We start from the raw sequence: 26,761 nt of genomic DNA on the forward strand, positions 1-26,761 counted from the left end.
CCCCCCCCCCCCCCCCCCCCCCCCCCCCCCCCCCCCCCCCCCCCCCCCCCCCCCCCCCCCCCCCCCCCCCCCCCCCCCCCCCCCCCCCCCCCCCCCCCCCCGGCACGATCAGGCCACCTGATCATCTGGGCACACCGCCGGGGAGAGCGACGTCACCGACGTGAGGGAAGGGTCGCCTCACCAGTGCGTCTCCGCAGGCGGCTGGGATGATGGGGGGTGGCATTCAAGCCCGATGGACTCTCGAGGGTGAGGCGCAAGCAGTGGCAGCCAGCAAGGACAGCTTCGGGGCCCGGGCGACGCTCAGCGTCGACGGCACCGACTACGACATCTACCGGCTCGACGCGGTCGAGGGCGCGGACCGGCTCCCCTTCAGCCTGAAGGTCCTGCTCGAGAACCTGCTGCGCACCGAGGACGGCGCGGACATCACCGCCGACCACATCCGGGCGCTGGCGAACTGGGACCCGTCGGCGGAGCCCGACCAGGAGATCCAGTTCACCCCGGCCCGCGTGGTCATGCAGGACTTCACCGGTGTGCCCTGCATCGTCGACCTCGCCACCATGCGCGAGGCCATGGCGGAGCTCGGCGGCGACCCGAACAAGATCAACCCGCTGGCGCCGGCCGAGCTGGTCATCGACCACTCGGTCATCGCCGACGTCTTCGGCACCCCGGACTCGTTCGAGCGCAACGTCGAGATCGAGTACCAGCGCAACGGTGAGCGCTACCAGTTCCTGCGCTGGGGCCAGGGCGCCTTCGACGACTTCAAGGTCGTCCCCCCGGGCATGGGCATCGTCCACCAGGTCAACATCGAGCACCTGGCCCGCGTGGTGTTCCCGCGGCAGGAGGGCGACCGCGTCGTCGCCTACCCCGACACCTGCGTGGGCACCGACTCGCACACCACGATGGTCAACGGCCTGGGCGTGCTGGGCTGGGGCGTCGGCGGCATCGAGGCCGAGGCCGCGATGCTCGGCCAGCCGGTGTCGATGCTCATCCCGCGCGTGGTCGGCTTCAAGCTGACCGGCGAGCTGCCCGAGGGCTCCACCGCCACCGACCTCGTCCTCACGATCACCGAGATGCTGCGCCAGCACGGCGTCGTCGGGAAGTTCGTCGAGTTCTACGGCGAGGGCGTCTCCGCGGTGCCGCTGGCCAACCGCGCCACGATCGGCAACATGAGCCCGGAGTTCGGCTCGACCGCGGCGATGTTCCCCATCGACGAGGAGACCATCACCTACCTGGAGCTCACCGGCCGCCCGGCCGCGCAGGTGGCGCTGGTCGAGGCCTACGCCAAGGAGCAGGGCCTCTGGCACGACCCGTCGCGCGAGCCGGCCTTCTCCGAGTACCTCGAGCTGGACCTGTCCACGGTCGTCCCCTCGATCGCCGGCCCGAAGCGGCCGCAGGACCGGGTCGCGCTCACCGACGCCAAGGCCTCCTTCCGCGAGGCGCTGCCCACCTACGCGCCGGTCGAGGAGATGGACCGCGACGACGACGACGCCGCGCTCGCCGGCTCCAGCGTCGACGAGTCGGTCGAGGAGACCTTCCCGGCCTCGGACCCGGCCAGCCCGTTCGCGCACGACAACGGCGACGCCGGCAAGCCGCACCACGTCGTCCCCGGCCCGGTGGCCGACCGCGCCTCCAAGCCCACCCGCGTGGTGCTCGAGGACGGCACGGAGACCTTCGTCGACCACGGCCACGTCGTGATCGCCGCGATCACCTCCTGCACCAACACCTCCAACCCGCAGGTGATGCTCGGGGCGGCGCTGCTGGCGAAGAAGGCCGTCGAGGCGGGCCTGGAGACCAAGCCCTGGGTCAAGACGACGCTGGCGCCGGGCTCGAAGGTGGTCACCGACTACTACGAGAAGTCCGGCCTCACCCCGTACCTGGAGAAGCTCGGCTTCTTCCTGGTCGGCTACGGCTGCACCACCTGCATCGGCAACTCCGGCCCGCTGCCGGAGCCGGTGTCGGCCGCGGTCAACGAGGCCGACCTCGCCGTGGTCTCGGTGCTGTCGGGCAACCGCAACTTCGAGGGCCGGATCAACCCCGACGTCAAGATGAACTACCTGGCGTCCCCGCCGCTGGTCATCGCCTACGCGCTGGCCGGGTCGATGGACGTCGACATCACCACCGAGCCGCTGGGCACGGGCAAGGACGGGCAGGACGTGTACCTGCGCGACATCTGGCCCTCGCCGGCCGAGGTGCAGCGGGTCATCGACGAGGCGGTCTCGGCCGAGCAGTTCGGCCGCAGCTACGAGGACGTCTTCGCCGGCACCGAGCAGTGGCGGAACCTGCCCACGCCCACCGGTGACACGTTCTCGTGGGACGCCGAGAGCACCTACGTCCGCAAGCCCCCGTACTTCGAGGGCATGCAGGACCAGCCGGCCCCGGTGCAGGACATCACCGGCGCCCGGACGCTGGCGGTGCTCGGCGACTCGGTGACCACCGACCACATCTCGCCCGCGGGGTCGATCAAGGCCGACAGCCCGGCCGGGAAGTACCTGCGCGAGCACGGCGTGGAGCGGCGCGACTTCAACTCCTACGGCTCCCGCCGCGGGAACCACGAGGTCATGATCCGCGGCACCTTCGCCAACATCCGGCTGCGCAACCAGCTGGTGCCCGGCACCGAGGGCGGCGTCACCAAGAACCACCTGACCGGCGAGACGACGAGCATCTACGAGGCGTCGCAGGCCTACCAGCAGGCGGGCGTCCCGCTGGTCGTGCTGGCCGGCAAGGAGTACGGCTCGGGGTCGTCGCGCGACTGGGCGGCGAAGGGGACGGCGCTGCTCGGCGTCAAGGCGGTCATCGCCGAGAGCTACGAGCGGATCCACCGCTCCAACCTCATCGGCATGGGCGTGCTGCCGCTGCAGTTCCCCGAGGGCGAGAACCGCGAGTCCCTCGGCCTGACCGGCGACGAGGAGTTCACCATCACCGGGATCACCGCCCTCAACGACGGCGAGACCCCGCGCACGGTGAAGGTGAAGGCCGGGGACGTGGAGTTCGACGCCCGCGTCCGCATCGACACCCCCGGCGAGGCGAACTACTACCGCAACGGCGGGATCATGCAGTACGTCCTCCGCTCGCTGCGCAACGCCTGATCGGAGGCTGATCCCCCGATGGACCTGGGCCTGGGCGGTCGCGGGTACCTGCTCACCGGCGCGAGCCGGGGGCTGGGCCTGGCGACCGCCCGGGCCCTCGTCGCCGACGGGGCCCGCGTCCTCGTCAGCTCCCGCTCCGCCGAGTCGGTCTCCGCGGCCGTGGCGGAGCTGGGCGACGGCGCGTCCGGGGTGGCCGCCGACCTCGCCGACCCCGGCGCCGCCGACCTGCTCGTCGACCGCGCGCTCGAGGCGCTCGGCCGGGTCGACGGCGTGCTGGTCTCCGTCGGCGGCCCGGCGCCCGGCACGGTCCTGCGGACGGCGGAGGACGACTGGCGGGCCGCCGTCGACAGCGTGCTGCTCGGCCCGCTGCGGCTGGTCCGGGCGCTGGAGCCGCACCTGTCCGCGGGGGCGGCGATCGGGTTCGTGCTGTCGACGTCGGTGCGCCAGCCGATCGGGCACCTGGCCATCTCCAACGCGCTGCGCCCGGGCCTGGCCATGACCGCGAAGGCGCTGGCCGACGAGCTCGGCCCGCGCGGGATCCGGGTGGTCGGGCTGATGCCCGGCACCATCGCCACCGACCGGATCACCGACATCGAGGCCGCCTCCGGGGACCCGGCGGCGATGCGGGCGCGCACCGAGGCCGGCATCCCGCTGCGCCGCGTGGGCGAGCCCGACGAGTTCGGCCGGGTGGCGGCCTTCCTGCTCTCCCCCGCCGCCAGTTACGTCACGGGCACGATGGTGGCGGTCGACGGCGGCGTCCTCCGTACCCCGTGACGGCTCCCGTCCTCGTGGCGTGTGCGCACGGCACCCGCAACCCGACCGGGCGCCGGCTGGTCGCCGAGCTGGCCCTGGCCGCGCGCCGGCTGCGCCCGGGCCTGGTCACGACGGCGGCCTTCGTCGACGTGCAGCCGCCCACGGTGGTCGACGTCGTCGCGGGGCTCGCCGCCTCCGGGCAGCCGGCCGTCGTCGTGCCCCTGCTGCTGTCCGGCGGCTACCACGTGCACGTCGACATCGCGGGCGCCGTGGCCGCGCACGAGTCCGCCGTCGCCGCCCGCCCGCTCGGCCCCGACCCGCGGCTGGCCGACGTCCTCTCCGACCGGTTGACCGAGGCCGGTGCGGACCCGCGCGACCCGCTCACCGCCGTGGTCCTGGCCGCCGCGGGCTCGAGCGACCCGCGGTCGGTGGCCGACGTCGAGGACACCGCCGACCTGCTGCAGCGCTCCTGGGCCGGCCCGGTGACCACCGGCTACGGCTCGGCGGCGCAGCCCCCGGTCGCCGACGCGGTCGCCGCCGCGCGCAAGGCCGGCGCCGAGCGGGTCGTCGTCGCCTCCTACCTGCTCGCGCCCGGCCACTTCCACGGGAAGCTCGCCGAGGCCGGCGCCGACGTCGTCACCGCTCCCCTGCTGCCCGACGAGCGCATCGCCGCCGTCCTGCTCGACCGCTACGACGCCGCCGTCGGCTGAGCGCGCTCAGGCGGTCCAGCCGAGCCACCGCTCGCCGGCCAGCAGGACGGCGACGAAGAGCACGGCGGCCGCCAGCGGGACCACCGGCGTCCACCAGGAGCCGCGGACCGCGAGCCGGACCAGCCAGGCCGCGAGCGCCAGCCAGAGCACCCACAGGGGGACCAGGACGGCGCCGGGGACCACCAGCCCGCCGGCCAGGTAGAACCAGCCGACGACCAGGTGCGCGAGCCCGGCCAGCCCGGCGAGGACCAGCGGTCCTCCGCGGCGGGCGGTGTCGGGAGGCACGGCGGCAGTATGCGGGCCTCAGCCCGGGTCCGGGCCGGTGGCCGCCGGGCGGGACGGGTCGGCCGACCACTGCGACCACGAGCCCGGCCACAGCGCCGCCTCGATGCCGACCTCGGTCAGCGCGGCCACCTCGTGCGCGGCGGTCACGCCCGAGCCGCAGTAGACGCCGACCGCCGTCCCCGGCCGCACGCCGAGCGCGGCGAACCGGTCGGCCAGGTCGGCCCGGAACCGGCCGTCCGCCCGCAGGTTCTCGCCCGTCGGCGCGCTCACCGCGCCCGGCACGTGCCCGGCCCGCGGGTCCACCGGCTCGCGCTCGCCGCGGTAGCGCTCACCGGCCCGGGCGTCGAGCAGCACCCCGCCGCGTGCGGGCAGCGCCGCGGCCTCGTCGGCGGTGAGCGTCGGCATGCCGCCGCCGGTCAGCACCACGTCGCCGGGCGCCGGGACGACGTCGCCGGTCTCCAGCGTCCCGCCCGCGGCCACCCAGGCGTCCAGGCCGCCGTCGAGCAGCCGGACGCCGGTCAGGCCGCCCCAGCGCAGCAGCCACCACGCCCGCGCGGCGGCCTGCCCGCCGGTGGCGTCGTAGGCCACGACGGACGAGCCGCGGCCGATCCCCCACCGCCGGGCCGCGGCCTGCAGGGCCGCCACCGACGGCAGCGGGTGCCGGCCCTCGGCGGCCGACGGCGCTGCGGACAGCTCGGTCTCCAGGTCGACGAACACCGCGCCCGGCAGGTGGCCGGCCAGGTAGCGCTCCCGGCCGTGCGGGTCGCCCAGCGCCCACCGGACGTCGAGCAGCACCGGCCGGGACGGCGCCGCGAGCAGCTCCGCGGCGCCGACGAGGACCGTCACCGGGCGGTGGCGAGCAGCCCGCGCAGCTCCTGGGTCAGCGCGTCCCGGGCGTCGCGGCGGCCCAGCCACGCGGCCGGCGTCGCCTGGAACAGCGTGGTCTTCCACCGCCCGCCGCCCTCGTCGACGGCGACGAGGGTGTGGATGCTGTGCAGCCCCGGGTCCACGTCGTCCTCGCCGGGCGGGATCATCCCGGCGTGCGCGTGCAGCACGGCCACGCCGTCGGACACCGCGCGCACCGAGCGGACCACGGCCACGTAGGTCGCCGTCGGGTGGCTGCCGAACACCCGCCGCAGGTCCGAGGCGATGGACAGCCGGCCGCTCACCGACGTCCCGTCGTAGCCGACCATGTCGCCGTCGTCGGCGAAGACGGCGGCCACCGCCGCGCCGCTGCGCCGGTTCCAGCCGTCGACGAAGTCGGCGTAGAGGGCGCGGATCTGGGCGTCGTACGGGTGCGCGGACGTCACGGAGCTCCTCCTGGTGCAGATGGGGCAGGAGGAACGCTAGTTGCTACGCCGCGCCGACCGTCCGACGCTCGCCGTCGGCGAACTGGGTCCGGTAGAGGTCGGCGTAGCGGCCCCCGAGCGCCAGCAACTCCTCGTGAGTGCCCGACTCCACGATGCGACCGTCGTCGACCACGAGGATCTGGTCGGCGCTGCGGATCGTGGACAGCCGGTGCGCGATCACCAACGACGTCCGGCCGGTCAGCGCGGTGTCCAGCGCGTGCTGCACGGCCACCTCCGACTCGCTGTCCAGGTGCGCGGTCGCCTCGTCGAGGATGACGATCCCCGGCGCCTTGAGCAGCACCCGCGCGATCGCCAGCCGCTGCTTCTCCCCGCCGGAGAGCCGGTAGCCGCGGTCACCGACGACGGTGTCCAGGCCGTCGGGGAGCGCCGCGATGAGCGCGGCGATCCGCGCGCCGGTCAGCGCCGCCCACAACTGCTCCTCGGTGGCGTCGGGGCGGGCGTAGAGCAGGTTGGCGCGGATCGTGTCGTGGAACAGGTGCGCGTCCTGGCTGACGACGCCGATCGCGTCGCGCAGCGAGGCCAGTGTCGCCTCGCGGACGTCGAGCCCGCCGACCCGCACCGCGCCCCCGGTCACGTCGTACAGCCGCGGCACCAGGTTGACGATCGTGGACTTGCCGGCGCCCGAGTGCCCGACCAGCGCCACCATCTGCCCGGGCTCGACCCGGAAGGAGACGTCGTGCAGCACCGCCGTCGGGCCGCCGTGCTCGGGCAGCGACACGTCCTCGAGCGAGGCCAGCGACACGTCGGTGGCGGCCGGGTAGCTGAAGGAGACGGCGTCGAACTCGATCGACCGGTCCCCGGCCGGCACCGGGACGGCGTCGGGGGCCTCGGCGATCATCGGCGCGAGGTCGAGGACCTCGAAGACCCGGTCGAAGCTGACCATCGCGCTCATGACGTCGACCCGGACGTTGGACAGCGCGGTCAGCGGCCCGTACAGCCGCGACAGCAGCAGCGCCAGCGCGACGACGTCGCCCGGCGACAGCGACCCGTCGAACGCCAGCCAGCCGCCCAGGCCGTACACGAGCGCGGTGGCCAGCGCGGCCACCAGCGTCAGGGCGGTGAAGAAGGTGCGGCCGTACATGGCCGACAGCACGCCGATGTCGCGCACCCGCGCCGCCCGCCCGCGGAAGCTCTCGGCCTCGGTGTCGGGCCGGCCGAACAGCTTGACCAGCAGCGCCCCGGCGACGTTGAACCGCTCGGTCATCGTCGCGTTCATCGACGCGTTGAGCCCGTAGGACTCCCGGGTGATCTCCTGCAGCCGCTTGCCGATGCGCCGCGCGGGCAGCACGAACAGCGGCACCATCACCAGCGAGAGCAGGGTGATCTGCCAGGACAGCGTGAACATGACACCGGCGGTGAGCACCAGGCCGATCACGTTGGAGACGACGCCGGACAGCGTCGAGGTGAACGCCTGCTGCGCGCCGACGACGTCGTTGTTGAGCCGGCTGACCAGCGCGCCGGTCTGGGTGCGGGTGAAGAACGCGACCGGCATCCGCTGCACGTGCTCGAACACCCGGCTGCGCAGGTCGTAGATGACGCCCTCGCCGATCCGGGCGGAGTACCAGCGGGTGGCCACCGAGATCGCGGCGTCGAGCACCGCCAGGCCCGCGATGAACAGCGCGATGCGGACGATGCCGCCGGCGGTGCCGTCGAGGCGGGCGATCCGGTTGACGATGTCGCCGGCCAGCAGCGGGGTGAGCACGCCGATGACCGAGGAGCCGACCACCAGCAGCAGGAAGAAGGTGAGCTCGCGCCGGTAGGGCCGGGCGACGCCGAGGATGCGGCGCACCGTGCCCTTGGGCAGCGGCCGCGAGGTGACCGACGGGTCCCGGCGGAACGAGCGCATCGCCGCCATGGAGGTCATGGGACTGCTCACGACACGACCTCCTCACGACCGGACGGGGACCGGCCGCAGGCACAACAGCGGCCGGTCCCCTCCTGTTCCGGATCCCTCAGCGGCGGGCGAGCCCCGCCAGCTCGGCCAGCCGCCGGGACTGCGCGGCCCGCTCGGCGGCGTCCTGCGCCTCCGGGGGGTTGCGGACGGCGGAGCGCACCAGCGCCGCGGTCTCCCGGACCGCCCCCGCCGGCGGCGCGGTGAGCGCGGCGACCAGCGTCGCCACCGCCCCGTCCAGCTCCGCGGCCGGGACGACGGCGTTCGCGATCCCCCACGCCAGCGCCTCCGCCGCCGGCACCGGCCGGCCGGTCACGCAGACCTCCACCGCCCGCGCGTAGCCCACCAGCTCCGCCAGCGTGCTCGTGCCGGTGAGGTCGGGGACGAGGCCGAGCGTCGCCTCCGGGAGCCGCAGCGACGCGTCGTCGGTCATCACCCGCAGGTCGCAGGCGAGCGCCAGCTGGGCGCCGGCGCCGATCGCGTGGCCCTGCACCGCGGCCACCGAGACGATCCCCGGCGAGCGCAGCCACCGGAAGCCGGCCTGGTACCCGCGGATCCGCTCCTGCGCGAGCTCGGCCGGCATCGTGCCCAGCTCGCCGAGCCCGCCGGGGGTCGACGGGTCGGCACCGAACAGGCTGCGGTCCAGGCCCGCGGAGAAGGAGCGGCCGCTGCCCCGCACGACGACCACGCGGACGTCGTCGTCGAGCGAGGCACCCACGGACGCCAGCGCCGCCCAGGTGGCCGGCGTCTGGGCGTTGAGCTGGTCGGGTCGGTCGAGCGTGACGGTCAGGACGGCGCCGTCCCGGCCGGTGCGGACCCAGCCGTCGGCGTCGGCCGCCGTCACGCGGTCTTCTTGCTGTTCCGGTTCGCCCCGCCACGGCTGCGCAGCGTCGCACCGGACTCCGACAGGAGCCGGTGCACGAACCCGTAGGACCGGTTGGTCGAGGTCGCCAGCGAGCGGATGCTCTCCCCGCCGTCGTACCGCTTCTTCAGCTCGTCGGCGAGGGTGGTGCGGTCCCCACCGGTGATGCGCTTGCCCTTGCCGAGGTCCGTGCTCGAGTCGGCCATGACTCCCCTCCGTCGCAGCCGCCGAGGCCGGCGAGGGGGCCGGCCCGGTCGGGTGCTGGCTCGCGTGGTGCCGCCGTCCCCGTGACGCCGGCCTCCCGCACCGATGATCACCCAGCCCGCGCGGCTCGGCCACGCGAATGACAACTTCTCAGCGAGCCGCCCTGCGCAGGACGGCGGACCGGTCGCGGGGCCCGGAGGGTCCCCGGCCGGGACGGCGTGGCGGGGTTCCGCGCAGCCGGGGACGGCACCTGGCCGCGGTGCGGTCCGGAGGACCGCAGTGGCTACGCGAGCTCGACGAGGTCGGCGAGGTCCTCGCTCCAGGCGTCCTCGGTGCCGTCCGGCAGCAGGATGACCTTGTCCGGGTCGAGCGCGCGGACCGCGCCCTCGTCGTGCGTCACCAGCACGATCGCGCCGGTGTAGGTGCGCAGCGCGTCGAGCACCTGCTCGCGGCTGGCGGGGTCGAGGTTGTTGGTCGGCTCGTCGAGCAGCAGCACGTTGGCGCCGGAGACGACGAGCGTGGCCATCGCCAGCCGGGTCTTCTCCCCGCCGGACAGCGTGCCGGCGCGCTGGTCGGCGGCGTCGCCGGAGAAGAGGAAGGCGCCGAGGATGCGCCGCAGCTCGGTGTCGGTGCTCTGCGGCGCGGCCGCGCGCATGTTCTCCAGCAGCGAGCGGTCGTGGTCGAGCGTCTCGTGCTCCTGCGCGTAGTAGCCGATCCGGAGCCCGTGGCCCGGCTGCACCTGGCCGGTGTCGGGGGCCTCGGTGCCGGCCAGCATCCGCAGCAGCGTCGTCTTGCCCGCCCCGTTGAGCCCGAGGACGACGACCCGCGCGCCCCGGTCGACGGCCAGGTCGACGTCGGTGAACACCTCGAGCGAGCCGTAGCTCTTGGACAGCCCCTCCGCGGTGAGCGGGGTCCGCCCGCACGGCGCCGGCGTGGGGAACCGCAGCTTGGCCACCCGGTCCTGGACGCGGACCTCCTCCAGCCCGGCGGCCAGCCGCGCGGCGCGCTTGTCCATGCTCTGCGCGGCCCGGGCCTTGGTGGCCTTGGCGCGCATCTTGTCCGCCTGCGCGTTCAGCGCGTCGATCTTGCGCTCGGTGTTGGCCCGCTCCTGCCTGCGGCGACGCTCGTCGGTCTCCCGCTGGGCGAGGTAGGGCTTCCAGCCGAGGTTGTAGACGTCCACGGTGGCCCGGTTGGCGTCGAGGTGCCACACCTTGTTCACGACGGCGTCGAGCAGCTCGACGTCGTGGCTGATGACGATCAGCCCGCCCTTGTGCGCGGCGAGGAAGGTCTTGAGCCAGGCGATCGAGTCGGCGTCGAGGTGGTTGGTGGGCTCGTCGAGCAGCAGCGTCTCGGCGTCGGAGAACAGGATGCGGGCGAGCTCCACGCGCCGCCGCTGGCCGCCGGACAGGGTGCGCAGCGGCTGGCCCATGACCCGGTCGGGCAGGCCGAGGGCGGTGCAGATGCGCGCGGCGTCGCTCTCGGCGGCGTACCCGCCCAGCGCCGCGAACTGGTCCTCGAGCCGCCCGTAGCGGCGGACGGCGCGGTCCTGCTCGGCGTCGTCGGCCGGCTCGGCCATGGCGACCTGCGCCTTGACCAGCTGCGCCTTGAGGACGTCGAGGCCGCGGCCGGACAGCACCCGGTCGCTGGCGGTGATGTCGAGGTCGCCGCTGCGCGGGTCCTGCGGGAGGTAGCCGATCTCGCCGGTCACCTCGACCTTGCCGGCGTGCGGCAGGCGCTCACCGGCGAGCGTGGTGAGCGTGGTGGTCTTGCCGGCGCCGTTGCGCCCGACCAGACCGATGCGGTCGCCCGGCTGCACGCGCAGGCTGACGTCGCTGAGGAGGATGCGGGCGCCGGCGCGCAGTTCGAGGCCGGTCGTCGTGATCACTGATCCCAGGGTAGGCCCTGTCGTCCCGGAACCGGAGCGGATTGCCGGGTGACGTCCACGGCACGACCGTCCCTCCACACTCCGGGCGAGATCACTACCGCCGGCGCCTGCGGCGAGTCACCATCCGCCCGTGACCGATCCCTCCTGGTCCGGCCCCTCCTGGGGTCCGCCCTGTCCCGTCTGCGGCACGCCGGCCGCGCCCGCTCCGGCGCCCTGCGGGACCTGCGGCCTGCCCGCCGTCGAACAGGCGGCCACCGTGGTGGCCCGGCTCGGCGCGACCATCGACGAGTTCGCCCGCGAGCGGGACGCCCTGGTGGCCACCCTGCGCGCGGCGGCCCCGGGCCCGGCCCCCGTCCCGTCTCCGGCTCCGACTCCCGCCCCGGCTCCGACTCCCGCCCCGGCTCCGGCTCCGGTGTGGGCGCCTCCGCCGCCGCCGCGCGCCCCGGTGGCGCCGCCCGTCCCCCCGCCAGCCCCGTGGCCGCCGTCCCCGCGGCGGCGGCTGAGCCCGCAGCAGGTGCTGCTGGGGCTGGGTGCACTGCTCGTGGTCGCCGCGGCGATCGCGTTCGTGGCGGTGGCCTGGACCCGGCTGGGCGTGACCTTCCAGGCCGCGGTCATGGCCACGGTCACCGCCGCGGCCTGCGCGGCCTCGGCGTGGAGCGCCCGCCGCGGCCTGCGGGCCACCGAGGAGGCCCTGGCCGGCGCCGGGGCCGCGCTGCTCGCCGTCGACCTCGCCGCCGCGCACGCGCTCGGCCTGTGGGGCGCCGACGCCGTGCCGTCCCGGCTGTGGGGTGGGCTGTCCTGCGTGGTCGTGGCGGGAGGAGCCCTGGCCCTCGGCCGCGGCACGCGCAGCACGGTCACCTGGCCGCTGGTCGCCCTGCTCGCCGCCCAGCCGGCCGGCTGGCTGCTGCTGCCCCTCGGGCCGGCCGAGGGCGCCGCCGGGGTCGCGGTCCTGCTCGCCACCGCCCTGGTCGACGTCCTGGCGCTGCTGGTGCTGCGCCCGGCGCTGCAGCAGGCCGCGCTCGGCCTGGGCGCCCTGACCGGGGGCGCCGGCGTGCTGCTCGGCGTGCCGCTGGCCTGGGAGGGCGGGGCCGTCGACGGCTGGGTCGCCACCGCCGTCCTCGTGGTGGCCGCGGCCGTCGTCGGCGCCCTGCTGCGGGAGCCGCGGCTGGCGTCGTTCCTGCCGGAGCCGCGCGCCGCCGCGGCCGGTGCGGCGGGGATCGCGGCCCTGGCCCTGGCCGGGTCGCTGAGCGGGCTCGGGGTGGCCGGGGCCGTCGCGGCGGGCGGGCTGGGCCTGGTGCTGCTCACCGCCGCCGCGCCGCCGTCGGTGGCCGGGCCGGCGCCGGCGGCGCTGCTCGCGGGTGGTGGCGTGCTGACCGCCGCCGGCACCGGCGTCCTCGCCGACGGTGAGCACCCCGCGCCGCTGGCCCTGCTGGTCCTGGCCGCCGCCGTCCCCGCCGGTCTCGCCGCGCTGCTGCGCCCCGGGGTCCGCGCCGCGGCGACGGCGGCCGCGCTGGCCGCGCCCGGCGGTGCCGTCCTGATCGCCTCCCGGGGCGGCCTGCTGTCCCCCGCGGTGGCCGGCCTGCTGCTCGCGCTCGTCGCCGCCGCCGCGTTCGCCGTCGCCACCGCCCGGGTCGCGCGGCCCGAGGAGGCCGCCGCCGCGGGCACCGGCGCCGTCCTCGCCGTGGCCGCCGGGATCACCGCCGGCAGCGCCGGGGCGTGGGGGCAGGTCGCGGTCGACCTCGCCGTGGCCGGGGCGGCCGCCGGCTGCTACGCCGTCGTCGCCCGGCGCCGCCTCGCCGCCGTCCTCGCGGTGGCCGACCTCGTGCTCGCGGTGTGGATCGCCGCGGCGGGCGCGGAGATCCGGACGCCGGAGGTCTACACGCTGCCGGCCGCGGCGGGCCTGCTGCTGCTCGCGCTGCCGGCCCTGCGCACCGGGGCCGCGTCCTGGGCCGCCGAGGGGGCGGCGGTGGCCGTGGCGGTGCTGCCGTCGGCGGTGGTCGCCGTGGCCGACCCGGCGCCGCTGCGGCTGGTCGGGGTGGTCGCCGCGGCGGCCGGGCTGACGGTCGGCGGGGCGCTCAGCCACCGGCAGGCGCCGTTCGTCGTCGGGGCCGGCGCTCTGCTGGTGGTGGCGCTCGGCCGGCTGGCGCCCTACGCGCCGCTGGTGCCGCGCTGGGTCACGCTGGCCACCGCGGGCCTGCTGCTGCTGGTCGTCGGGGCCACCTACGAGCGGCGCCGGCAGCAGGCGCGGGAGGCGGTGGCCTGGGTCGCGCAGATGCGCTGACCGCCCCTAGCGTGGGCCCGACGGCCGGGCGCGAGGGGGGACGCCGATGACGGGCGCGCCGCTGCCGCCACCGCCCTACGGGCGCCCACCGGGGGCCGCCCCCGTCGACCCCGGCCCGCCCCTCCCCTCGCTGCCGGCCCGGCTGCGGCCGCCGCAGGTGATCCTCGGCGTCGGCGTGGTCCTGCTGGTGGCCGCGGCGCTGGCCGGGCCGTCGCTGGTCGGCGGGATCGCCCGGATCGGCCTCCTGCTGCTGGCACTGGTGGCCGCGTGCGCCGCGGCGGTGGCCGCCCGCGCCCGGTTGCGCAGCACCGAGGAGGCCTGCGCGGCGGCCGCGGCCGCGTTCGCGCTGACCGGCGCCGCCGACGGGGACCGCGCCACCGACGGCGGGCCGCTGCCGGCGCTGGGCCTGGCCGTGGTGCTGCTCAGCCTGCGGGTGCTGCTCCCCCGGCCGCTGAGCTGGCCGCTCGGCGCGTGGCTGGCACTGCAGGTGGCGGCCCTGCGGTCGCTGGCCCTCGTGCCCGCGGGGGTGCCGCGCACCGCGCTGCTGCTCGCCGTCGCGCTGGCCGGGCTCGCGGTCACGCTGACGGCGCGGCGCCCGCTGGCCCGCGTCGCCCTGGTCACCACCGCGCCGTGGCTGGCCACCGGGGTGGCCGGTGGGCTGGTCACCGCGGCCACCGGCGCCGGCGCCGCCCGCTGGGTCGCGGCCGGCCTCACCGTCGCCGCGGCGGCCGGTCTGCTGGTCGTGCGGCTGGAGCCCGCGGTCGAGCCGCTGCTCGGGCCGCCGCGGCTGGTACCCGGAGTCGCGGGCCTGGTCGCCGGCGGGGCGGTGGGCGCGGCGCTGTCCACCGACGGGCCGGTTCCGCTCCCGCTCGCGGGCTGGCTCGGCGTGCTGCTCGCCGGCGTCGCCGCGGCCACGCTGACCGGCTGGCGCCGGGGGCTGCTGCTGCCCGCCGCGACCGCCGCGGGGCTCGTCCTGGTCGTGCTGGCGGTGGCCCAGCTGGTCGCGGCCGCGCGCTGGCCGGCGCTGGTCGCGCTGCTGGTGCTGACCGCGCTGCCCGCGGCCGGTGTCGCGGCGGCCCGGCGGGACGAGCGGGCCCAGGCGCTGCCCGCGGCCGTCGGCTGCCTCGCCGCGGCGGCGCTGCTCGCGGTGCCGGCCGGGCTGCTGTCCCCCGGCGCGGCCGCCGCGGCGCTCACCGGGCTGTTCGCCGTGACGCTGGCCGCCCGGCCCGGGCCGGCCGCCGACGTCCGCGGCCCCACCGGCACGGTCGGTGCCGTCTGCGCGGGCGCCGCGCTGGCCGTGCTCGCCGTGACTGCCGCGTGGGGGCTGCTGGCGCTGCACCTGGCCGTGCAGGGCGTGCTCACCAGCGCCTGGGCGGCGGTGGCGGGCCGGGGGCGCGAGGCGGAGGCGGCCCGGCGCACCGGCGCGGTGGAGCTGGGCGCGGCGGGGTGGACGCTGGCCGCGCTGAGCGGTACCGCCGTGGTCGAGGCGTGGAGCCTGCCGGCCGCCGCGGCGCTGCTGGTGGCGGCGGGGCCGCGCCTGCTCGACGGCCCGTCCTGGCCGGCGTGGGGCCCGGGTCTGGTGGCCGCGGCGGTGCCGTCGACGGCGGCCGCGGTGGTGCAGCCCGGCGCGCTGCGCCCGCTGCTGGTGCTCCTCGCCGCCGCCGCGGTCATGGCGCTCGGTGCGCGCACCGCGGTGCGGGCGCCGCTGGTCGTCGGCGCCGCGACGGCGGTCGCGCTCGGTGCCGGGCTCGCGGTCGAGGCCCTGCCGCTGCCGCTGGCCGGGGTCCTCGTCGCCGGGGCGGGCCTGCTGGTCCTCGGTGCCCGCCGGGAGCTGCGCCCGGTCGCGGGCTTCGGCGCGCGGCTGTCGGAGATGCGCTGAGGCTCAGGAGCCGAACAGCGACTCGGCGCCCACCGCCCGGTACCCCGCGGCCAGGAACGCCCGCAGCGAGGCGGTGTTCGCCGGCGCGACCTGCGCCCACAGCGGCGCGCCGCCGGGCACCAGCGACGGCGCGGCCGCGACCAGCGCGGTCCCCAGCCCACGCCCGCGCGCCGCCGGGTCGACCTCGACGCTGACCTCCCAGCGGCCGGCGACGCCGCGACCGAGCACCAGCACGCCGGCGCCGTCGGGTGTCGTCCAGACCCGGACGCCGGTGCGGTGCCGCCGGGCCCGGTCGACGCGCGGGTGGTCCACCTCGGCCGGGCGGAGGTCGAGACCCGGTCCCGCGGCGGCCGGCGGCGGGGCCACCAGGACGGCGTCGACCACCCCGGGCTCGGCGCCGACGCGGTCGGCCGGCGCGGCGAGGAAGCGGGCGCCCAGCGGCAGGGCCAGCGGGTCCGGCGCCACGCAGCGGGCGACCCACTCCGGGTCGACGTCGGCGGCGACGACGTGCCAGGCGGTCCCCCCGACGACGACTGCCCGCGCCCCGGGGGGCGCGGGCAGTGTCAGGACGCTCGCGTCGGCCGCCGGGTCGTCCCCGGCGGCCAGCCGGTCGAAGAGCCCGGCGAGGGGATGGCAGCCCCGCAGGGTCTCGTCGAGCGTGGGGGCGGAGTGGTCCTTCGTCAGACCCGGAAGCCGAGGGCGCGCAGCTGCTCGCGCCCGTCGTCGGTGATCTTGTCCGGACCCCACGGCGGCATCCAGACCCAGTTGATCCGGACGTCGTCGACCAGGCCGGGGCCGGGGCCGCCGGTCAGCGCGGCGCGCGCCTGGTCCTCGATGACGTCGGTCAGCGGGCAGGCCGCCGAGGTGAGCGTCATGTCCAGGACGGCGACCTGCGAGTTGCCGTCCTCGGCGACGTCGATGCCGTAGACCAGTCCGAGGTCGACGACGTTGACGCCCAGCTCGGGGTCGACGACGTCGCGCATGGCCTCCTCGACGTCCTCGAGCAGCGCCGACTTGTAGGCCGGCAGCTCGGGGGCGTCGTTCTCGGTGGTGTCGCTCATGCCTGTCCTCCAGTGGGGGTGGCGGCCAGCGCGCGGGCGGAGGCGTCCTTGAGGGCCATCCAGCTCATCAGCGCGCACTTGATGCGGGCGGGGTACTTCGACACCCCGGCGAAGGCGACGGCGTCCTCGAGCTCGTCCTCGAGCCGCTCGGCCACGGCCGCGTCGCCCTTGGACTGCATGAGCGTCATGAAGTGCTCGCCGGTGGCCAGCGCGTCGGTGACCGGGCGGCCGACGACGAGGTCGTACATCGCCGACACCGAGGCCTGGCTGATCGAGCAGCCCATGCCCTCGTAGGACACGTCCGCGATCGTCTCGCCGTCCAAGTGCACTCGCAGGGTCACCTCGTCCCCGCAGGTCGGGTTGACGTGGTGCACCTCGGCGTCGAACGGGTCGCGCAGTCCGCGGCCGTGGGGGTTGCGGTAGTGATCCAGGATGATCTCCTGGTACATCGACTCGAGCTGCATCAGGCGGTTGCCTCCTCCGGCGTCACACCGAAGAAACGCTGCGCGGCCCGCACGCCTTCCACGAGCGCGTCGACGTCGTCGTACCCGGTGTGCACGTAGAAGGTGGCCCGGGTGGTCGCCGGGACGCCGTAGCGGCGGACCACCGGCCACGCGCAGTGGTGCCCCACCCGGACGGCGATGCCGAGGTCGTCGAGGACCTGGCCCACGTCGTGCGGGTGGACGCCCTCGACGGTGAAGGAGACCGCGCCGCCGCGGGCGACGGTGTCCGGCGGGCCGATCACGGTGACGCCGGGGACCGCCTGCAGCTGCTCGAGCGCGTAGGCGGTCAGCGCCTCCTCGTGCGCCTGCACGTTCGCCATGCCCAGCGCCTGCAGGTAGTCGACGGCGGCGCCGAGGCCGATGGCCTGCGCGGTCATCGGGACGCCGGCCTCGAACCGCTGCGGCGGCGGCATGAAGGTGCTGCCCTCCATCCGCACGACTTCGATCATCGAGCCGCCGGTGAGGAACGGCGGCAGCGCGTCGAGGACGTCGTAGCGGCCCCACAGCACGCCGATGCCGGTGGGCCCGAGCATCTTGTGGCCGGAGAACACCAGGAAGTCCGCGCCGAGCGCCGTGACGTCGACCGGCTGGTGCGGCACCGACTGCGCGCCGTCGACCAGCACCAGCGCGCCGACCTCCCGCGCCCGCGCCGTGATCGGCCCGAGCGGGTTGATCGTGCCCAGGATGTTCGACTGCTGGGTGACCGCGACGAGCTTCGTCCGCTCGTTCACCACGGTCTCCAGGTCCGACAGGTCCAGCCGGCCGTCGTCGGTGAGCCCGAGCCAGCGCAGGGTCGCCCCGGTGCGCTCGCACAGCTGCTGCCAGGGCACCAGGTTGGCGTGGTGCTCCATCTCGGTCACGACGATCTCGTCGCCCTGGCCGACGGCGTACCGGCGGTGCGCCGGGTCCTTGGCGGTCACCGCGTTGGACAGCGAGTACGCCACGAGGTTGATCGCCTCGGTGGAGTTGCGGGTGAACACGACCTCCTCGGCGGAGGCGCCGAGGAAGGCCGCGATCCGCGCCCGCGCCGACTCGTACGCGCCGGTGGCCTCCTCGGCCAGCTGGTGCGCGCCGCGGTGCGGGGCGGCGTTGATCCGCTCGTAGAAGTCGCGCTCGGCGTCGAGGACGCTGCGCGGCTTCTGCGAGGTGGCGCCGGAGTCGAGGTAGACCAGCCGCTTCCCGTCGCGCACGGTGCGCGACAGGATCGGGAAGTCCGCCCGGATCGCCTCGACGTCCAGGGGCAGCGGGGCACGCGTCCCCGTGGGACGCGAGGCGGTCGAGGTCATGCCTTCGCGGTCTCCTTCGAGCCCTTGACGTAGGCGGCGTAGCCCTCCGCCTCGAGCTTGTCGGCCAGCTCCTGGCCGCCCTCGTCGACGACGCGGCCGGCGACGAACACGTGCACGAAGTCCGGCTTGATGTAGCGCAGGATCCGCGTGTAGTGGGTGATCAGCAGGACGCCGACCTCCCCGTCCTCGCGGGTGCGGTTGACGCCCTCGGAGACGACGCGCAGCGCGTCGACGTCGAGGCCGGAGTCGGTCTCGTCGAGGATCGCCATCTTCGGCTTGAGCAGCCGCATCTGCAGGATCTCGTGGCGCTTCTTCTCACCGCCGGAGAAGCCCTCGTTGACGTTGCGCTCGGCGAACGCCGGGTCCATCTCCAGCGCCGACATCTCGTCGCGGACGTCCTTGACCCAGGTGCGCAGCTTCGGGGCCTCGCCCTTGACCGCGGTGGCGGCGGTGCGCAGGAAGTTCGACACCGAGACGCCGGGGACCTCGACCGGGTACTGCATGGCGAGGAACAGGCCGGCGCGGGCGCGCTCGTCGACGCTCATCGCGAGGACGTCCTCGCCGTCGAGGGTCACCGTGCCGCCGGTGATCGTGTACTTCGGGTGCCCGGCGATCGAGTACGCCAGGGTCGACTTGCCCGAGCCGTTGGGGCCCATGATCGCGTGGGTCTCGCCCGACCGGACGGTCAGGTCGACGCCGCGGAGGATCTCCTTGGTCTCGTCGCCCTCGCCGACCGTGACGTGCAGGTCGCGGATCTCCAGAACCGACACTTCTTCTCTCGCTCCTCAGTTGCCGGCCGCGAGCGGGAGGCGCCCGTCGGACTCGGTGTCGACGTAGACGTCATCCCCCTCCACGCGGACCGGGTAGACGTCGACCGGCTCGGTGGCCGGCAGGTTGGTGGGCTCGCCGGTGCGCAGGTCGAAGCACGACCCGTGCAGCCAGCACTCGATGGTGGGGGCGCCGCCGAACTCCTCGACGTCGCCCTCCGACAGCGGGACCTCGGCGTGCGAGCACACGTCCTGCACCGCGTAGACGTCGCCGTCGTACCGGACGACGGCGACGTCGACGTCGGCGAGCTCCACCCGCAGCGCCCCGTTCTCGGGGACGTCGGAGAGCCCGCAGACCCGCGCGAAGGCCATGGGTCAGGCCACCTCGACCGGCTGCTCGTCGAGGCCGGGCAGGGCGCCCAGGCGCGTCTCGATGGAGCGCATCAGGCGGTCCTGCAGCTCGTCGACCCCGATGTGCTGGACGACGTCGGCGAAGAAGCCGCGCACGACCAGGCGGCGGGCGGTCTCGGCGTCGATGCCGCGCGAGCACAGGTAGAACAGCTGCTCGTCGTCGAACCGGCCGGTGGCGCTGGCGTGGCCGGCGCCGACGATCTCGCCGGTCTCGATCTCCAGGTTGGGCACCGAGTCGGCGCGGGCGCCGTCGGTGAGCACCAGGTTGCGGTTGAGCTCGTAGGTGTCGGTGCCGGTGGCCTCCGGGCGGATGCGGACGTCGCCGATCCACACCGTGCGCGCGCCGTCGCCCTGCAGCGCGCCCTTGTAGAGCACGTTGCTGCTGCAGTTGGGCACCGCGTGGTCCACCCAGAGCCGGTGCTCCTGGTGCTGGGTCTCGTCGGAGAAGTAGACGCCGAAGAGCTCCGCCCGCCCGCCGGGGCCGGCGTACTGGACGTTGCTGACCAGCCGGACCAGGTCGCCGCCGAGGGTGACCACGACCTGCTTGAAGGAGGCGTCCCGGCCGACGACGGCGTCGTACTGCCCGCCGTGCACCGCGCCGGGCGCCCAGTCCTGCACCGAGACGAGGGTGACGTCGGCGCTGTCGCCGACGAGCACCGCGACGCCGCCGGCGTACCGGGCCAGGCCGGTGTGGTCGAGCACGACGGTCGCCTTCGAGAAGGCGCCGACCTCGATCACCAGCTGACCCCAGACGACGTCGTCACCGCCGGTGCCGGCCAGGCCGAGGGTCACCGGCCGGTCGAGCCGCGCCTCGGACGGCACGCGGACCACCGCGGCGCCGCCGCTGCGCTGCCGGGTGAGCGCCGCCAGCCGGTCGACCGGCTCGGGCAGGCCCTTGAGCAGCGGGTCGTCGGCGTCCGCGCGGGTCAGCTCAACGCCCTCGGGCAGGTCGGTGTCCCACTCCAGGTGCGCGTCCGAGGGGGCGCCGTCGAGCAGCGGGCGGATCCGGCGCATCGGGGTGAAGCGCCACATCTCCTCGCGGCCCGTGACGGTGCCGAAGGCCTCGGGGTCGGTCGAGGTGAACCGCTCGGCCGGCGAGCCGGTCGGCGTCGTCCCGCCGTGCGAGTGGGCGCCGGGCGCGGCCTGGCCGGCCGTGCCGGTGCCCGCCGCCGGGACGGCGGGCGGGCCGGCCTGGGTGCCGACGCCGTCGCCGAACAGCTCGCCGGCGAGGGTCTCCGACTCCGTGGTGAGGCCGGTGGTGCTGGGGGTGTTCTGCTCCGGCATCAGCCGACGGCACCTTCCATCTGCAGCTCGATCAGGCGGTTCAGCTCGAGGGCGTACTCCATGGGCAGCTCGCGGGCGATCGGCTCGACGAACCCGCGGACCACCATCGCCATGGCCTCGTCCTCGGACAGGCCGCGGCTCATCAGGTAGAAGAGCTGGTCCTCGCTGACCCGCGAGACGGTCGCCTCGTGGCCCATGGCGACGTCGTCCTCGCGGACGTCGACGTAGGGGTAGGTGTCCGACCGGCTGATCGTGTCGACCAGCAGGGCGTCGCACTTGACCGTCGACTTCGAGCCGGACGCGCCCTCGTCGATCTGCACCAGGCCGCGGTAGGACGTGCGGCCACCGCCGCGGGCCACCGACTTCGACACGATGGTCGAGGAGGTGTTGGGGGCGGCGTGCACCATCTTGGCGCCGGCGTCCTGGTGCTGGCCCTCGCCCGCGAAGGCGATGGACAGGACCTCGCCCTTGGCGTGCTCGCCGGTCATCCAGACGGCCGGGTACTTCATGGTGACCTTGGAGCCGAGGTTGCCGTCGATCCACTCCATGGTCGCGCCCTCGTGGGCGATCGCCCGCTTGGTGACCAGGTTGTAGACGTTGTTCGACCAGTTCTGGATGGTCGTGTACCGGCAGCGCGCGTTCTTCTTGACGATGATCTCGACGACCGCGGAGTGCAGCGAGTCCGACTTGTAGATCGGCGCGGTGCAGCCCTCGACGTAGTGCACGTAGGCGCCCTCGTCGACGATGATCAGCGTCCGCTCGAACTGGCCCATGTTCTCGGTGTTGATCCGGAAGTAGGCCTGCAGCGGGATCTCGACGTGCACGCCCTTCGGCACGTAGATGAACGAGCCGCCCGACCACACCGCGGTGTTCAGCGCGGCGAACTTGTTGTCGCCGGACGGGATGACCGAGCCGAAGTACTCGCGGAACAGGTCCGGGTGCTCCTTGAGGGCGGTGTCGGTGTCGAGGAAGACGACGCCCTGCTCCTCGAGGTCCTCGCGGATCTTGTGGTAGACGACCTCGGACTCGTACTGGGCCGCGACACCGGCGATCAGCCGCTGCTTCTCCGCCTCGGGGATGCCCAGCTTGTCGTAGGTGTTCTTGATGTCCTCGGGCAGCTCGTCCCACGAGGCCGCCTGGGCCTCGGTCGAGCGCACGAAGTACTTGATGTTCTGGAAGTCGATGCCGGAGAGGTCCGACCCCCAGTCGGGCATCGGCTTGCGCTCGAAGAGCTTGAGCGCCTTGAGGCGGCGCTCGAGCATCCACTCGGGCTCGCCCTTGCGCGCCGAGATGTCCCGGACGACGTCCTCGTCGAGGCCGCGGCGGGCGGAGGCCCCGGCGACGTCGGCGTCGGCCCAGCCGTACTGGTAGCGGCCGAGCTGCTCGATCTGCTCGTCCTGCGTCAGCGGCGTGCCGCTCACCGGCTGCTGGGTGCTGGTCATGCGGGCGTCCTCTCCCGGTCGCTCGTGGGGGTGCTGGTGGACGGTGCGGGGCCGGGTCGTGGTGGGACGACCCGCGCCGCTCGCTCACCGGGTACAGGGCGTGCGGGGGTCGTTGTGTTCCCCGCACCGGTGTGAGCCCGGGCGCGTGACGGCCCGGGGATGTGGGTGGTGCAGACGCCGTCACCGTGGGCGATCGTGGCCAGCCGCTGGACGTGGGTGCCCACCAGCCGGCCGATGACCGCCGTCTCGACCTCGCACAGCTGCGGGAACTCCGCCGCCACGTGCGCGACCGGGCAGTGGTGCTGGCACAGCTGCCCGCCACTGGAGATCGCCGAGGCCGTGGCAGCGTAGCCCTCGGCCGTCAGTGCCTCGGCCAGCGCCCGGGCCCGCTCGACGGGCGCACCGTCCGCGCGGGCGACGGCGTCGGAGGCCCGCTGCTCGAGCCCGGCCAGCTGCGCCTCGGCGACGGCGCGGACGGCGTCGGGACCGCCCGAGGCCGCGACGTACCGGAGCGCGGTCAGCGCCAGGTCGTCGTAGGCGTGGGCGAACCCGGACCGGCCGGCGTCGGTGAGGTGGAAGTGCCGGGCGGGCCGGCCCCTCCCCCGGTGCGCGCCCGCGGCGGCCCGCTCCTCGACCCGTCCCTGGGCGGCCAGGGCGTCGAGGTGGCGCCGGACGGCGGCGGGGCTGACGCCCAGCCGGCCGGCCAGCTCGCTGGCGGTCTGCGGACCGTGCTCGAGCAGCAGCGCGAGCACGCGGTCACGGGTGCGGACGTCGTCGGCCCGCACCGTCCCCGCCTGCGTCGCGCTGCTTTCCACAACACGATTGTGTCCTATTTCGGGAGGCCTGCAAGCAAGGGCCCCCTAAGTCACCCGGCCCCCGACCGCGCAGGTCAGGGGCCGGGTGGCGCAGGTCACGACGGGCTCAGGCCTGGGCGGCCGCCGCCGGCTCGCGGTCCTCGACGCGCAGGTCGAGGGCGCCGTCCCGGACGTCGGCGACGACGTGCCGGCCGGCCCCGACGCGGCCGTCGAGCAGCAGCCGGGCCAGCGGGTTGTCGACCTCCCGCTGGATCGCCCGGCGCAGCGGCCGGGCCCCGAACTGCGGCTCGAAGCCCCGCTCGGCGATCCAGGCGACCGCCTCGTCGGTGAAGGTCACCTCGATGCCCTGCGCCGACAGCCGCCGGCGGGTCTCGTCGAGCAGCAGCCGGGTGATCTGCTGCAGCTGCTCGCTCTCCAGCTGCTGGAACACCACGATCTCGTCGATCCGGTTGAGGAACTCCGGCCGGAACGACTCGCGCAGCCGCCGCATGAGCCGGTCCCGCAGGCCGGCGTCGGCCGCGGCGCCGTCACCGGTGCCGAAGCCGAGCGGGGTGTTCCGCCCCTGGATCAGCTCCGACCCCAGGTTGCTGGTCATGATCAGCACGGTGTTCGTGAAGTCGACCGTGCGGCCCTGCGAGTCGGTGAGCCGGCCGTCGTCGAGCACCTGCAGCAGCGTGTTGAAGACGTCGGGGTGCGCCTTCTCGATCTCGTCGAGCAGCACCACCGAGTACGGCCGGCGGCGGACCGCCTCGGTCAGCTGACCGGCGTCCTCGTAGCCGACGTAGCCGGGCGGGGAGCCGACCAGCCGGCTGACCGTGTGCCGCTCCTGGAACTCGCTCATGTCCAGCCGGACCATCCGGTCGGAGTCGCCGAACATCGCCTCGGCCAGGGCCCGGGCCAGCTCGGTCTTGCCGACGCCGGTCGGGCCGAGGAACAGGAAGCTGCCGATCGGCCGGTCCGGGTCGCCCAGACCCACGCGCGACCGGCGGATGGCCTCGGAGACCACGCGGACGGCGTCGTCCTGGCCGACCACCCGCTCGTGCAGGCGCTCCTCGAGCTGGAGCAGCCGCGCCATCTCCTCCTCCGTGAGCTGGCTGACCGGGATGCCGGTCTGCCGGGAGACCACCTCGGCGACGTCCTCGACGCCGACCTCGGGCACCCCGGACTGGCCACCGCCGGTGCGGGCCTCCTCCAGGCGGCGCTGCGCCGTGGCGACCTCGTCGCGCAGCTCGGAGGCGCGCTCGTACTGCTCGGCGGCGACCGCCTGGTCCTTCTCCCGCTGCAGCCGCTCGACCTCCTGCTCCAGCCCGCGCAGGTCCGTCGGCGGGGTCTTCACCCGCCGGCGGACGCGGGCGCCGGCCTGGTCGATGAGGTCGATCGCCTTGTCCGGCAGGTGCCGGTCGGTCACGTAGCGGTCGGAGAGCTCGACGGCGGCGCGGACGGCGTCGTCGGTGAAGCGCACCTGGTGGTGGGCCTCGTAGCGGTCGCGCAGGCCGCAGAGGATCTGCACGGTGTCCTCGACGCTCGGCTCGGCCACCAGGATCGGCTGGAACCGGCGCTCCAGGGCCGCGTCCTTCTCGATGTTGCGCCGGTACTCGTCCAGCGTCGTGGCGCCGATGACGTGCAGCTCGCCGCGGGCCAGGGCGGGCTTGAGCATGTTGCCCGCGCCGGCGGAGCCCTCGGACGCGCCCGCGCCGACGACGGTGTGCAGCTCGTCGATGAAGACGATCACCTCGTCGGCGTGCTCGCGGATCTCCTCCATGACCTTCTTCAGCCGCTCCTCGAAGTCCCCGCGGTAGCGGGTGCCGGCCACCAGGCCGGTGAGGTCGAGCTCGACCAGGCGCTTGCCGCGCAGCGTCTCCGGGACGTCGCCCTCGACGATCTGGGCGGCGATGCCCTCGACGATCGCGGTCTTGCCGACGCCGGCCTCCCCGATGAGCACCGGGTTGTTCTTGCGGCGCCGGGAGAGGACCTCGACGGTCTGCTCGATCTCGGCCTCGCGGCCGATCACCGGGTCGATCCGGCCGTTGCGGGCCAGCTCGGTGAGGTCCCGGCCGAACTCGTCGAGCGTCGGGGTGCTCGACGCCGGCTGCCCGGGGCGGCCGCCGCCGGGGGTGCCGCCGCCGGTGGCCGCCTGCTGCAGCGCCTCGGGGGTGACCCCGTGCTCGCGCAGCACCCGCCCGCCCGGCGACTCGGCGTCGACGGCGAGGGCGAACAGCAGGTGCTCGGGGCCGATGTAGGTGGAGCCCAGGGCCCGCGACACCTGGTGGGCGTCGAGCAGGACCCGCTTGGCGGCCGGGGTCAGGGCCGCCCGCTCGGCCTGCGGCGCACCCTGCGGCATCTGCGCCTCCAGCTCGGTGCGCAGCCGGTCGGGGTCGGTGCCCGTGCGGGACAGGAAGGCGCGGGCGGTCTCGTCGCCGGTCATCGCCCACAGCAGGTGCTCGGTGTCGAGGTCGGCGCTGCCGGTGGCCAGGGCCTGCCCGGCCGCGGCGTTGACCAGCTCGCGGGCCTGCTGGCTGAGGAACTGCATCGGGCTCACCCGCTGCCGCGGCGTGCGCTGCTCGCCGCCCAGGTAGCGGGCGAAGAAGTCGTCGAACGGGCTCCCGTAGGGGCCCGGGAAGAAGGGGCTGGTCATACCTCACGTCCAAGGGGAAGTCGGGGCGTCGGCGCGGCTCGCTCGGAGGGCTCCCGGGTGGGGCTCCCGTACCCGGGAGGGCGCACCGACACCAGGTCGGCGCGTCGGCCGCCTGCGCCTCCTACAGCGCGCCGGTGCACCCCGTCCTTCCCCGTCCGTGATCGCCCTGGGCGAACCGGGAGAGGTGGCCGGCCGCGACTAGCATCGGGCCGTGCCGGTCCTGCCCACCGCCTTCTCCCCCGCCGTCATCACGCGCCTGGCGCTGGCCAACGTGGTCGCCAACGGCGCCATCGTGGTCACCGGCGGCGTGGTCCGGCTGACCGGCTCGGGCCTGGGCTGCCCCACCTGGCCGCGGTGCACCGCCGACAGCTTCGTGACGACGCCGGAGATGGCCGGGCACGGCCTCATCGAGTTCGGCAACCGGCTGCTCACCTTCGTGCTCACCGCGGTGGCCATCGCGGTGCTCGTGGCGGTCTGGCGCTCCCCGCGCCGGGACCTGCGGCCGCTGGCCGCGCTGACCTTCCTCGGCATCCCGGTGCAGGCGGCGATCGGCGGCGTCACCGTGCTCACCGGTCTCAACCCGTGGACCGTCGCCGTCCACTTCCTCGTCTCCACGCTGCTGGTCGCCGTCTCGACCGTGCTGTGGCTGCGGTCCCGCGAGCCGGGGGTCGGCCGGCCGGTGGTCCGCCGTCCGATCGCGCTGCTGGCCGGCGGGATCGCCGCGGTCACCGCGGTGGTGCTCGCGCTGGGCACGGTCGTCACCGGCAGCGGCCCGCACAGCGGCGACCTCGACGACGCCGGCGTCCCCACCGGCGACCGCATGGGCTTCGACCCCGAGACGGTGAGCCAGCTGCACGCCGACGCGGTGTTCCTCCTCGTGGGCCTGACGATCGCGCTGCTCGTGGCGCTGTACGCCACCGACGCCCCCGGCCGCGTCCGCCGGGCCGCGCGCGACGTGCTCGTCGTCCAGCTGCTGCAGGGCGTCGTCGGGTTCGTCCAGTACTTCACGCACCTGCCGGTCGTGCTGGTGCTGCTGCACATGCTCGGCGCGGTGCTGGTGACCGCCTACACCGCGCGGCTGGTGTGGTCGGTCCGCGGCCCGGCGACCGGGCAGCCCCTCGACGCCCCCGCCGTCCCCGCGACCGCCCTCCGCTGACGCCGCCGGGGCCCGTCGAGGGGCCCCGCCGCCGAGTGGTCAACGGGCGGGGTCACCGCGCGTCGACGACCCCCGCGGCTGCCCACTCGGCGCCCCTGCCCTCGAACGGCGGGGGGGGGGGGCCCCCCCCCGGGGGGGGGGGGCGGGGGGGGGGGGGGGGGGGGGGGGGGGGGGGGGGGGGGGGGGGGGGGGGGG

The 26,761-nt window shown here is 75.5% G+C and carries 23 protein-coding genes; 6 read left to right on the forward strand and 17 right to left on the reverse strand.

From position 1 onward, the window contains the following. Positions 1–260 precede the first annotated feature (260 nt). The 3 genes from ACI79B_RS22235 to ACI79B_RS22245 are packed head-to-tail and all read left to right on the forward strand — an operon-like array spanning position 261 to position 4,549. Positions 261–3,086: an aconitate hydratase gene (locus ACI79B_RS22235; RefSeq protein WP_456929755.1), complete on the forward strand. Its 2,826-nt coding sequence runs from the start codon at positions 261–263 to the stop codon at positions 3,084–3,086. 18 nt (positions 3,087–3,104) lie between these two features. Continuing rightward, a complete protein-coding gene (locus ACI79B_RS22240; protein ID WP_456929756.1) occupies positions 3,105–3,860 on the forward strand; it encodes an SDR family oxidoreductase in 756 nt (251 codons plus the stop codon). Beyond that, a complete protein-coding gene (locus tag ACI79B_RS22245; protein ID WP_456929757.1) occupies positions 3,857–4,549 on the forward strand; it encodes a sirohydrochlorin chelatase in 693 nt (230 codons plus the stop codon). Before ACI79B_RS22240 ends, ACI79B_RS22245 begins: the two co-directional genes overlap by 4 nt. Positions 4,550–4,555: 6 nt before the next feature. On the opposite strand, the gene ACI79B_RS22250 is transcribed toward ACI79B_RS22245, so the two are convergent. From ACI79B_RS22250 to abc-f, 7 genes are all read right to left on the reverse strand, one after another. Beyond that, positions 4,556–4,834: a hypothetical protein gene (locus tag ACI79B_RS22250; protein ID WP_456929758.1), complete on the reverse strand. Its 279-nt coding sequence runs from the start codon at positions 4,832–4,834 to the stop codon at positions 4,556–4,558. Between the two features lie 18 nt (positions 4,835–4,852). Beyond that, the gene (locus ACI79B_RS22255; RefSeq protein WP_456929759.1) at positions 4,853–5,680 is read right to left on the reverse strand and encodes a sulfurtransferase; all 828 of its coding nucleotides are present in this window, start codon (positions 5,678–5,680) and stop codon (positions 4,853–4,855) included. Beyond that, positions 5,677–6,144 carry an SgcJ/EcaC family oxidoreductase gene (locus ACI79B_RS22260; protein WP_456929760.1) on the reverse strand — a complete coding sequence of 156 codons (468 nt, stop codon included), beginning with the start codon at positions 6,142–6,144 and terminating at the stop codon, positions 5,677–5,679. Before ACI79B_RS22260 ends, ACI79B_RS22255 begins: the two co-directional genes overlap by 4 nt. Positions 6,145–6,187: 43 nt before the next feature. Beyond that, entirely contained in the window at positions 6,188–8,080 is a 1,893-nt protein-coding gene (locus ACI79B_RS22265; protein ID WP_456929761.1) for an ABC transporter ATP-binding protein, read from the reverse strand. A gap of 76 nt (positions 8,081–8,156) precedes the next feature. After that, positions 8,157–8,939, reverse strand: a complete 783-nt coding sequence (locus tag ACI79B_RS22270) for an enoyl-CoA hydratase/isomerase family protein (protein ID WP_456929762.1) — start codon at positions 8,937–8,939, stop codon at positions 8,157–8,159. Next, on the reverse strand, positions 8,936–9,163 hold the full coding sequence (locus ACI79B_RS22275; protein WP_387992902.1) for a helix-turn-helix domain-containing protein: 228 nt from the start codon (positions 9,161–9,163) through the stop codon (positions 8,936–8,938). The genes ACI79B_RS22270 and ACI79B_RS22275 overlap by 4 nt, the downstream gene beginning before the upstream one ends. A gap of 281 nt (positions 9,164–9,444) precedes the next feature. Beyond that, the gene (gene abc-f, locus ACI79B_RS22280; RefSeq protein WP_456929763.1) at positions 9,445–11,046 is read right to left on the reverse strand and encodes a ribosomal protection-like ABC-F family protein; all 1,602 of its coding nucleotides are present in this window, start codon (positions 11,044–11,046) and stop codon (positions 9,445–9,447) included. Positions 11,047–11,176: 130 nt separating this feature from the next. Between abc-f and ACI79B_RS22285 the strand changes: the two genes are divergently transcribed. Next, positions 11,177–13,327: an SCO7613 C-terminal domain-containing membrane protein gene (locus ACI79B_RS22285; protein WP_456929764.1), complete on the forward strand. Its 2,151-nt coding sequence runs from the start codon at positions 11,177–11,179 to the stop codon at positions 13,325–13,327. 46 nt (positions 13,328–13,373) lie between these two features. Next, positions 13,374–15,206 carry an SCO7613 C-terminal domain-containing membrane protein gene (locus ACI79B_RS22290; RefSeq protein ID WP_456929765.1) on the forward strand — a complete coding sequence of 611 codons (1,833 nt, stop codon included), beginning with the start codon at positions 13,374–13,376 and terminating at the stop codon, positions 15,204–15,206. Between the two features lie 3 nt (positions 15,207–15,209). Here the strand turns inward: ACI79B_RS22290 and ACI79B_RS22295 are convergent, their stop codons facing one another. The 10 genes from ACI79B_RS22295 to ACI79B_RS22340 all read right to left on the reverse strand — a co-directional run bounded on the left by ACI79B_RS22295 (position 15,210) and on the right by ACI79B_RS22340 (position 25,410). After that, positions 15,210–15,671 carry an N-acetyltransferase family protein gene (locus tag ACI79B_RS22295; protein WP_456929766.1) on the reverse strand — a complete coding sequence of 154 codons (462 nt, stop codon included), beginning with the start codon at positions 15,669–15,671 and terminating at the stop codon, positions 15,210–15,212. Positions 15,672–15,886: 215 nt separating this feature from the next. Continuing rightward, positions 15,887–16,267 (reverse strand): metal-sulfur cluster assembly factor, encoded by a 381-nt coding sequence (locus ACI79B_RS22300; RefSeq protein ID WP_456929767.1) that lies wholly within the window; start codon positions 16,265–16,267, stop codon positions 15,887–15,889. After that, positions 16,264–16,731, reverse strand: coding sequence for a Fe-S cluster assembly sulfur transfer protein SufU (gene sufU / locus ACI79B_RS22305; RefSeq protein ID WP_456929768.1), 468 nt, complete (start codon positions 16,729–16,731; stop codon positions 16,264–16,266). Before sufU ends, ACI79B_RS22300 begins: the two co-directional genes overlap by 4 nt. Then, positions 16,731–18,056 carry a cysteine desulfurase gene (locus ACI79B_RS22310; RefSeq protein WP_456929769.1) on the reverse strand — a complete coding sequence of 442 codons (1,326 nt, stop codon included), beginning with the start codon at positions 18,054–18,056 and terminating at the stop codon, positions 16,731–16,733. The genes sufU and ACI79B_RS22310 overlap by 1 nt, the downstream gene beginning before the upstream one ends. Further along, on the reverse strand, positions 18,053–18,826 hold the full coding sequence (gene sufC / locus ACI79B_RS22315) for a Fe-S cluster assembly ATPase SufC (protein ID WP_456929770.1): 774 nt from the start codon (positions 18,824–18,826) through the stop codon (positions 18,053–18,055). The genes ACI79B_RS22310 and sufC overlap by 4 nt, the downstream gene beginning before the upstream one ends. 15 nt (positions 18,827–18,841) lie before the next feature. Next, positions 18,842–19,195 (reverse strand): non-heme iron oxygenase ferredoxin subunit, encoded by a 354-nt coding sequence (locus tag ACI79B_RS22320; RefSeq protein ID WP_456929771.1) that lies wholly within the window; start codon positions 19,193–19,195, stop codon positions 18,842–18,844. Between the two features lie 3 nt (positions 19,196–19,198). Continuing rightward, on the reverse strand, positions 19,199–20,518 hold the full coding sequence (gene sufD, locus ACI79B_RS22325) for a Fe-S cluster assembly protein SufD (RefSeq protein WP_456929772.1): 1,320 nt from the start codon (positions 20,516–20,518) through the stop codon (positions 19,199–19,201). After that, positions 20,518–21,960, reverse strand: coding sequence for a Fe-S cluster assembly protein SufB (gene sufB / locus ACI79B_RS22330; protein ID WP_456929773.1), 1,443 nt, complete (start codon positions 21,958–21,960; stop codon positions 20,518–20,520). Before sufB ends, sufD begins: the two co-directional genes overlap by 1 nt. Then, positions 21,957–22,775, reverse strand: coding sequence for a helix-turn-helix transcriptional regulator (locus ACI79B_RS22335; protein WP_456929774.1), 819 nt, complete (start codon positions 22,773–22,775; stop codon positions 21,957–21,959). The genes sufB and ACI79B_RS22335 overlap by 4 nt, the downstream gene beginning before the upstream one ends. A 106-nt stretch (positions 22,776–22,881) precedes the next feature. Beyond that, positions 22,882–25,410: an ATP-dependent Clp protease ATP-binding subunit gene (locus tag ACI79B_RS22340; protein WP_456929775.1), complete on the reverse strand. Its 2,529-nt coding sequence runs from the start codon at positions 25,408–25,410 to the stop codon at positions 22,882–22,884. Positions 25,411–25,621: 211 nt separating this feature from the next. Between ACI79B_RS22340 and ACI79B_RS22345 the strand changes: the two genes are divergently transcribed. Then, a complete protein-coding gene (locus ACI79B_RS22345) occupies positions 25,622–26,566 on the forward strand; it encodes a COX15/CtaA family protein (RefSeq protein WP_456929776.1) in 945 nt (314 codons plus the stop codon). The last annotated feature ends 195 nt before the right edge of the window (positions 26,567–26,761 follow it).

It is taken from the genome of Geodermatophilus sp. SYSU D00879, assembly GCF_054050375.1.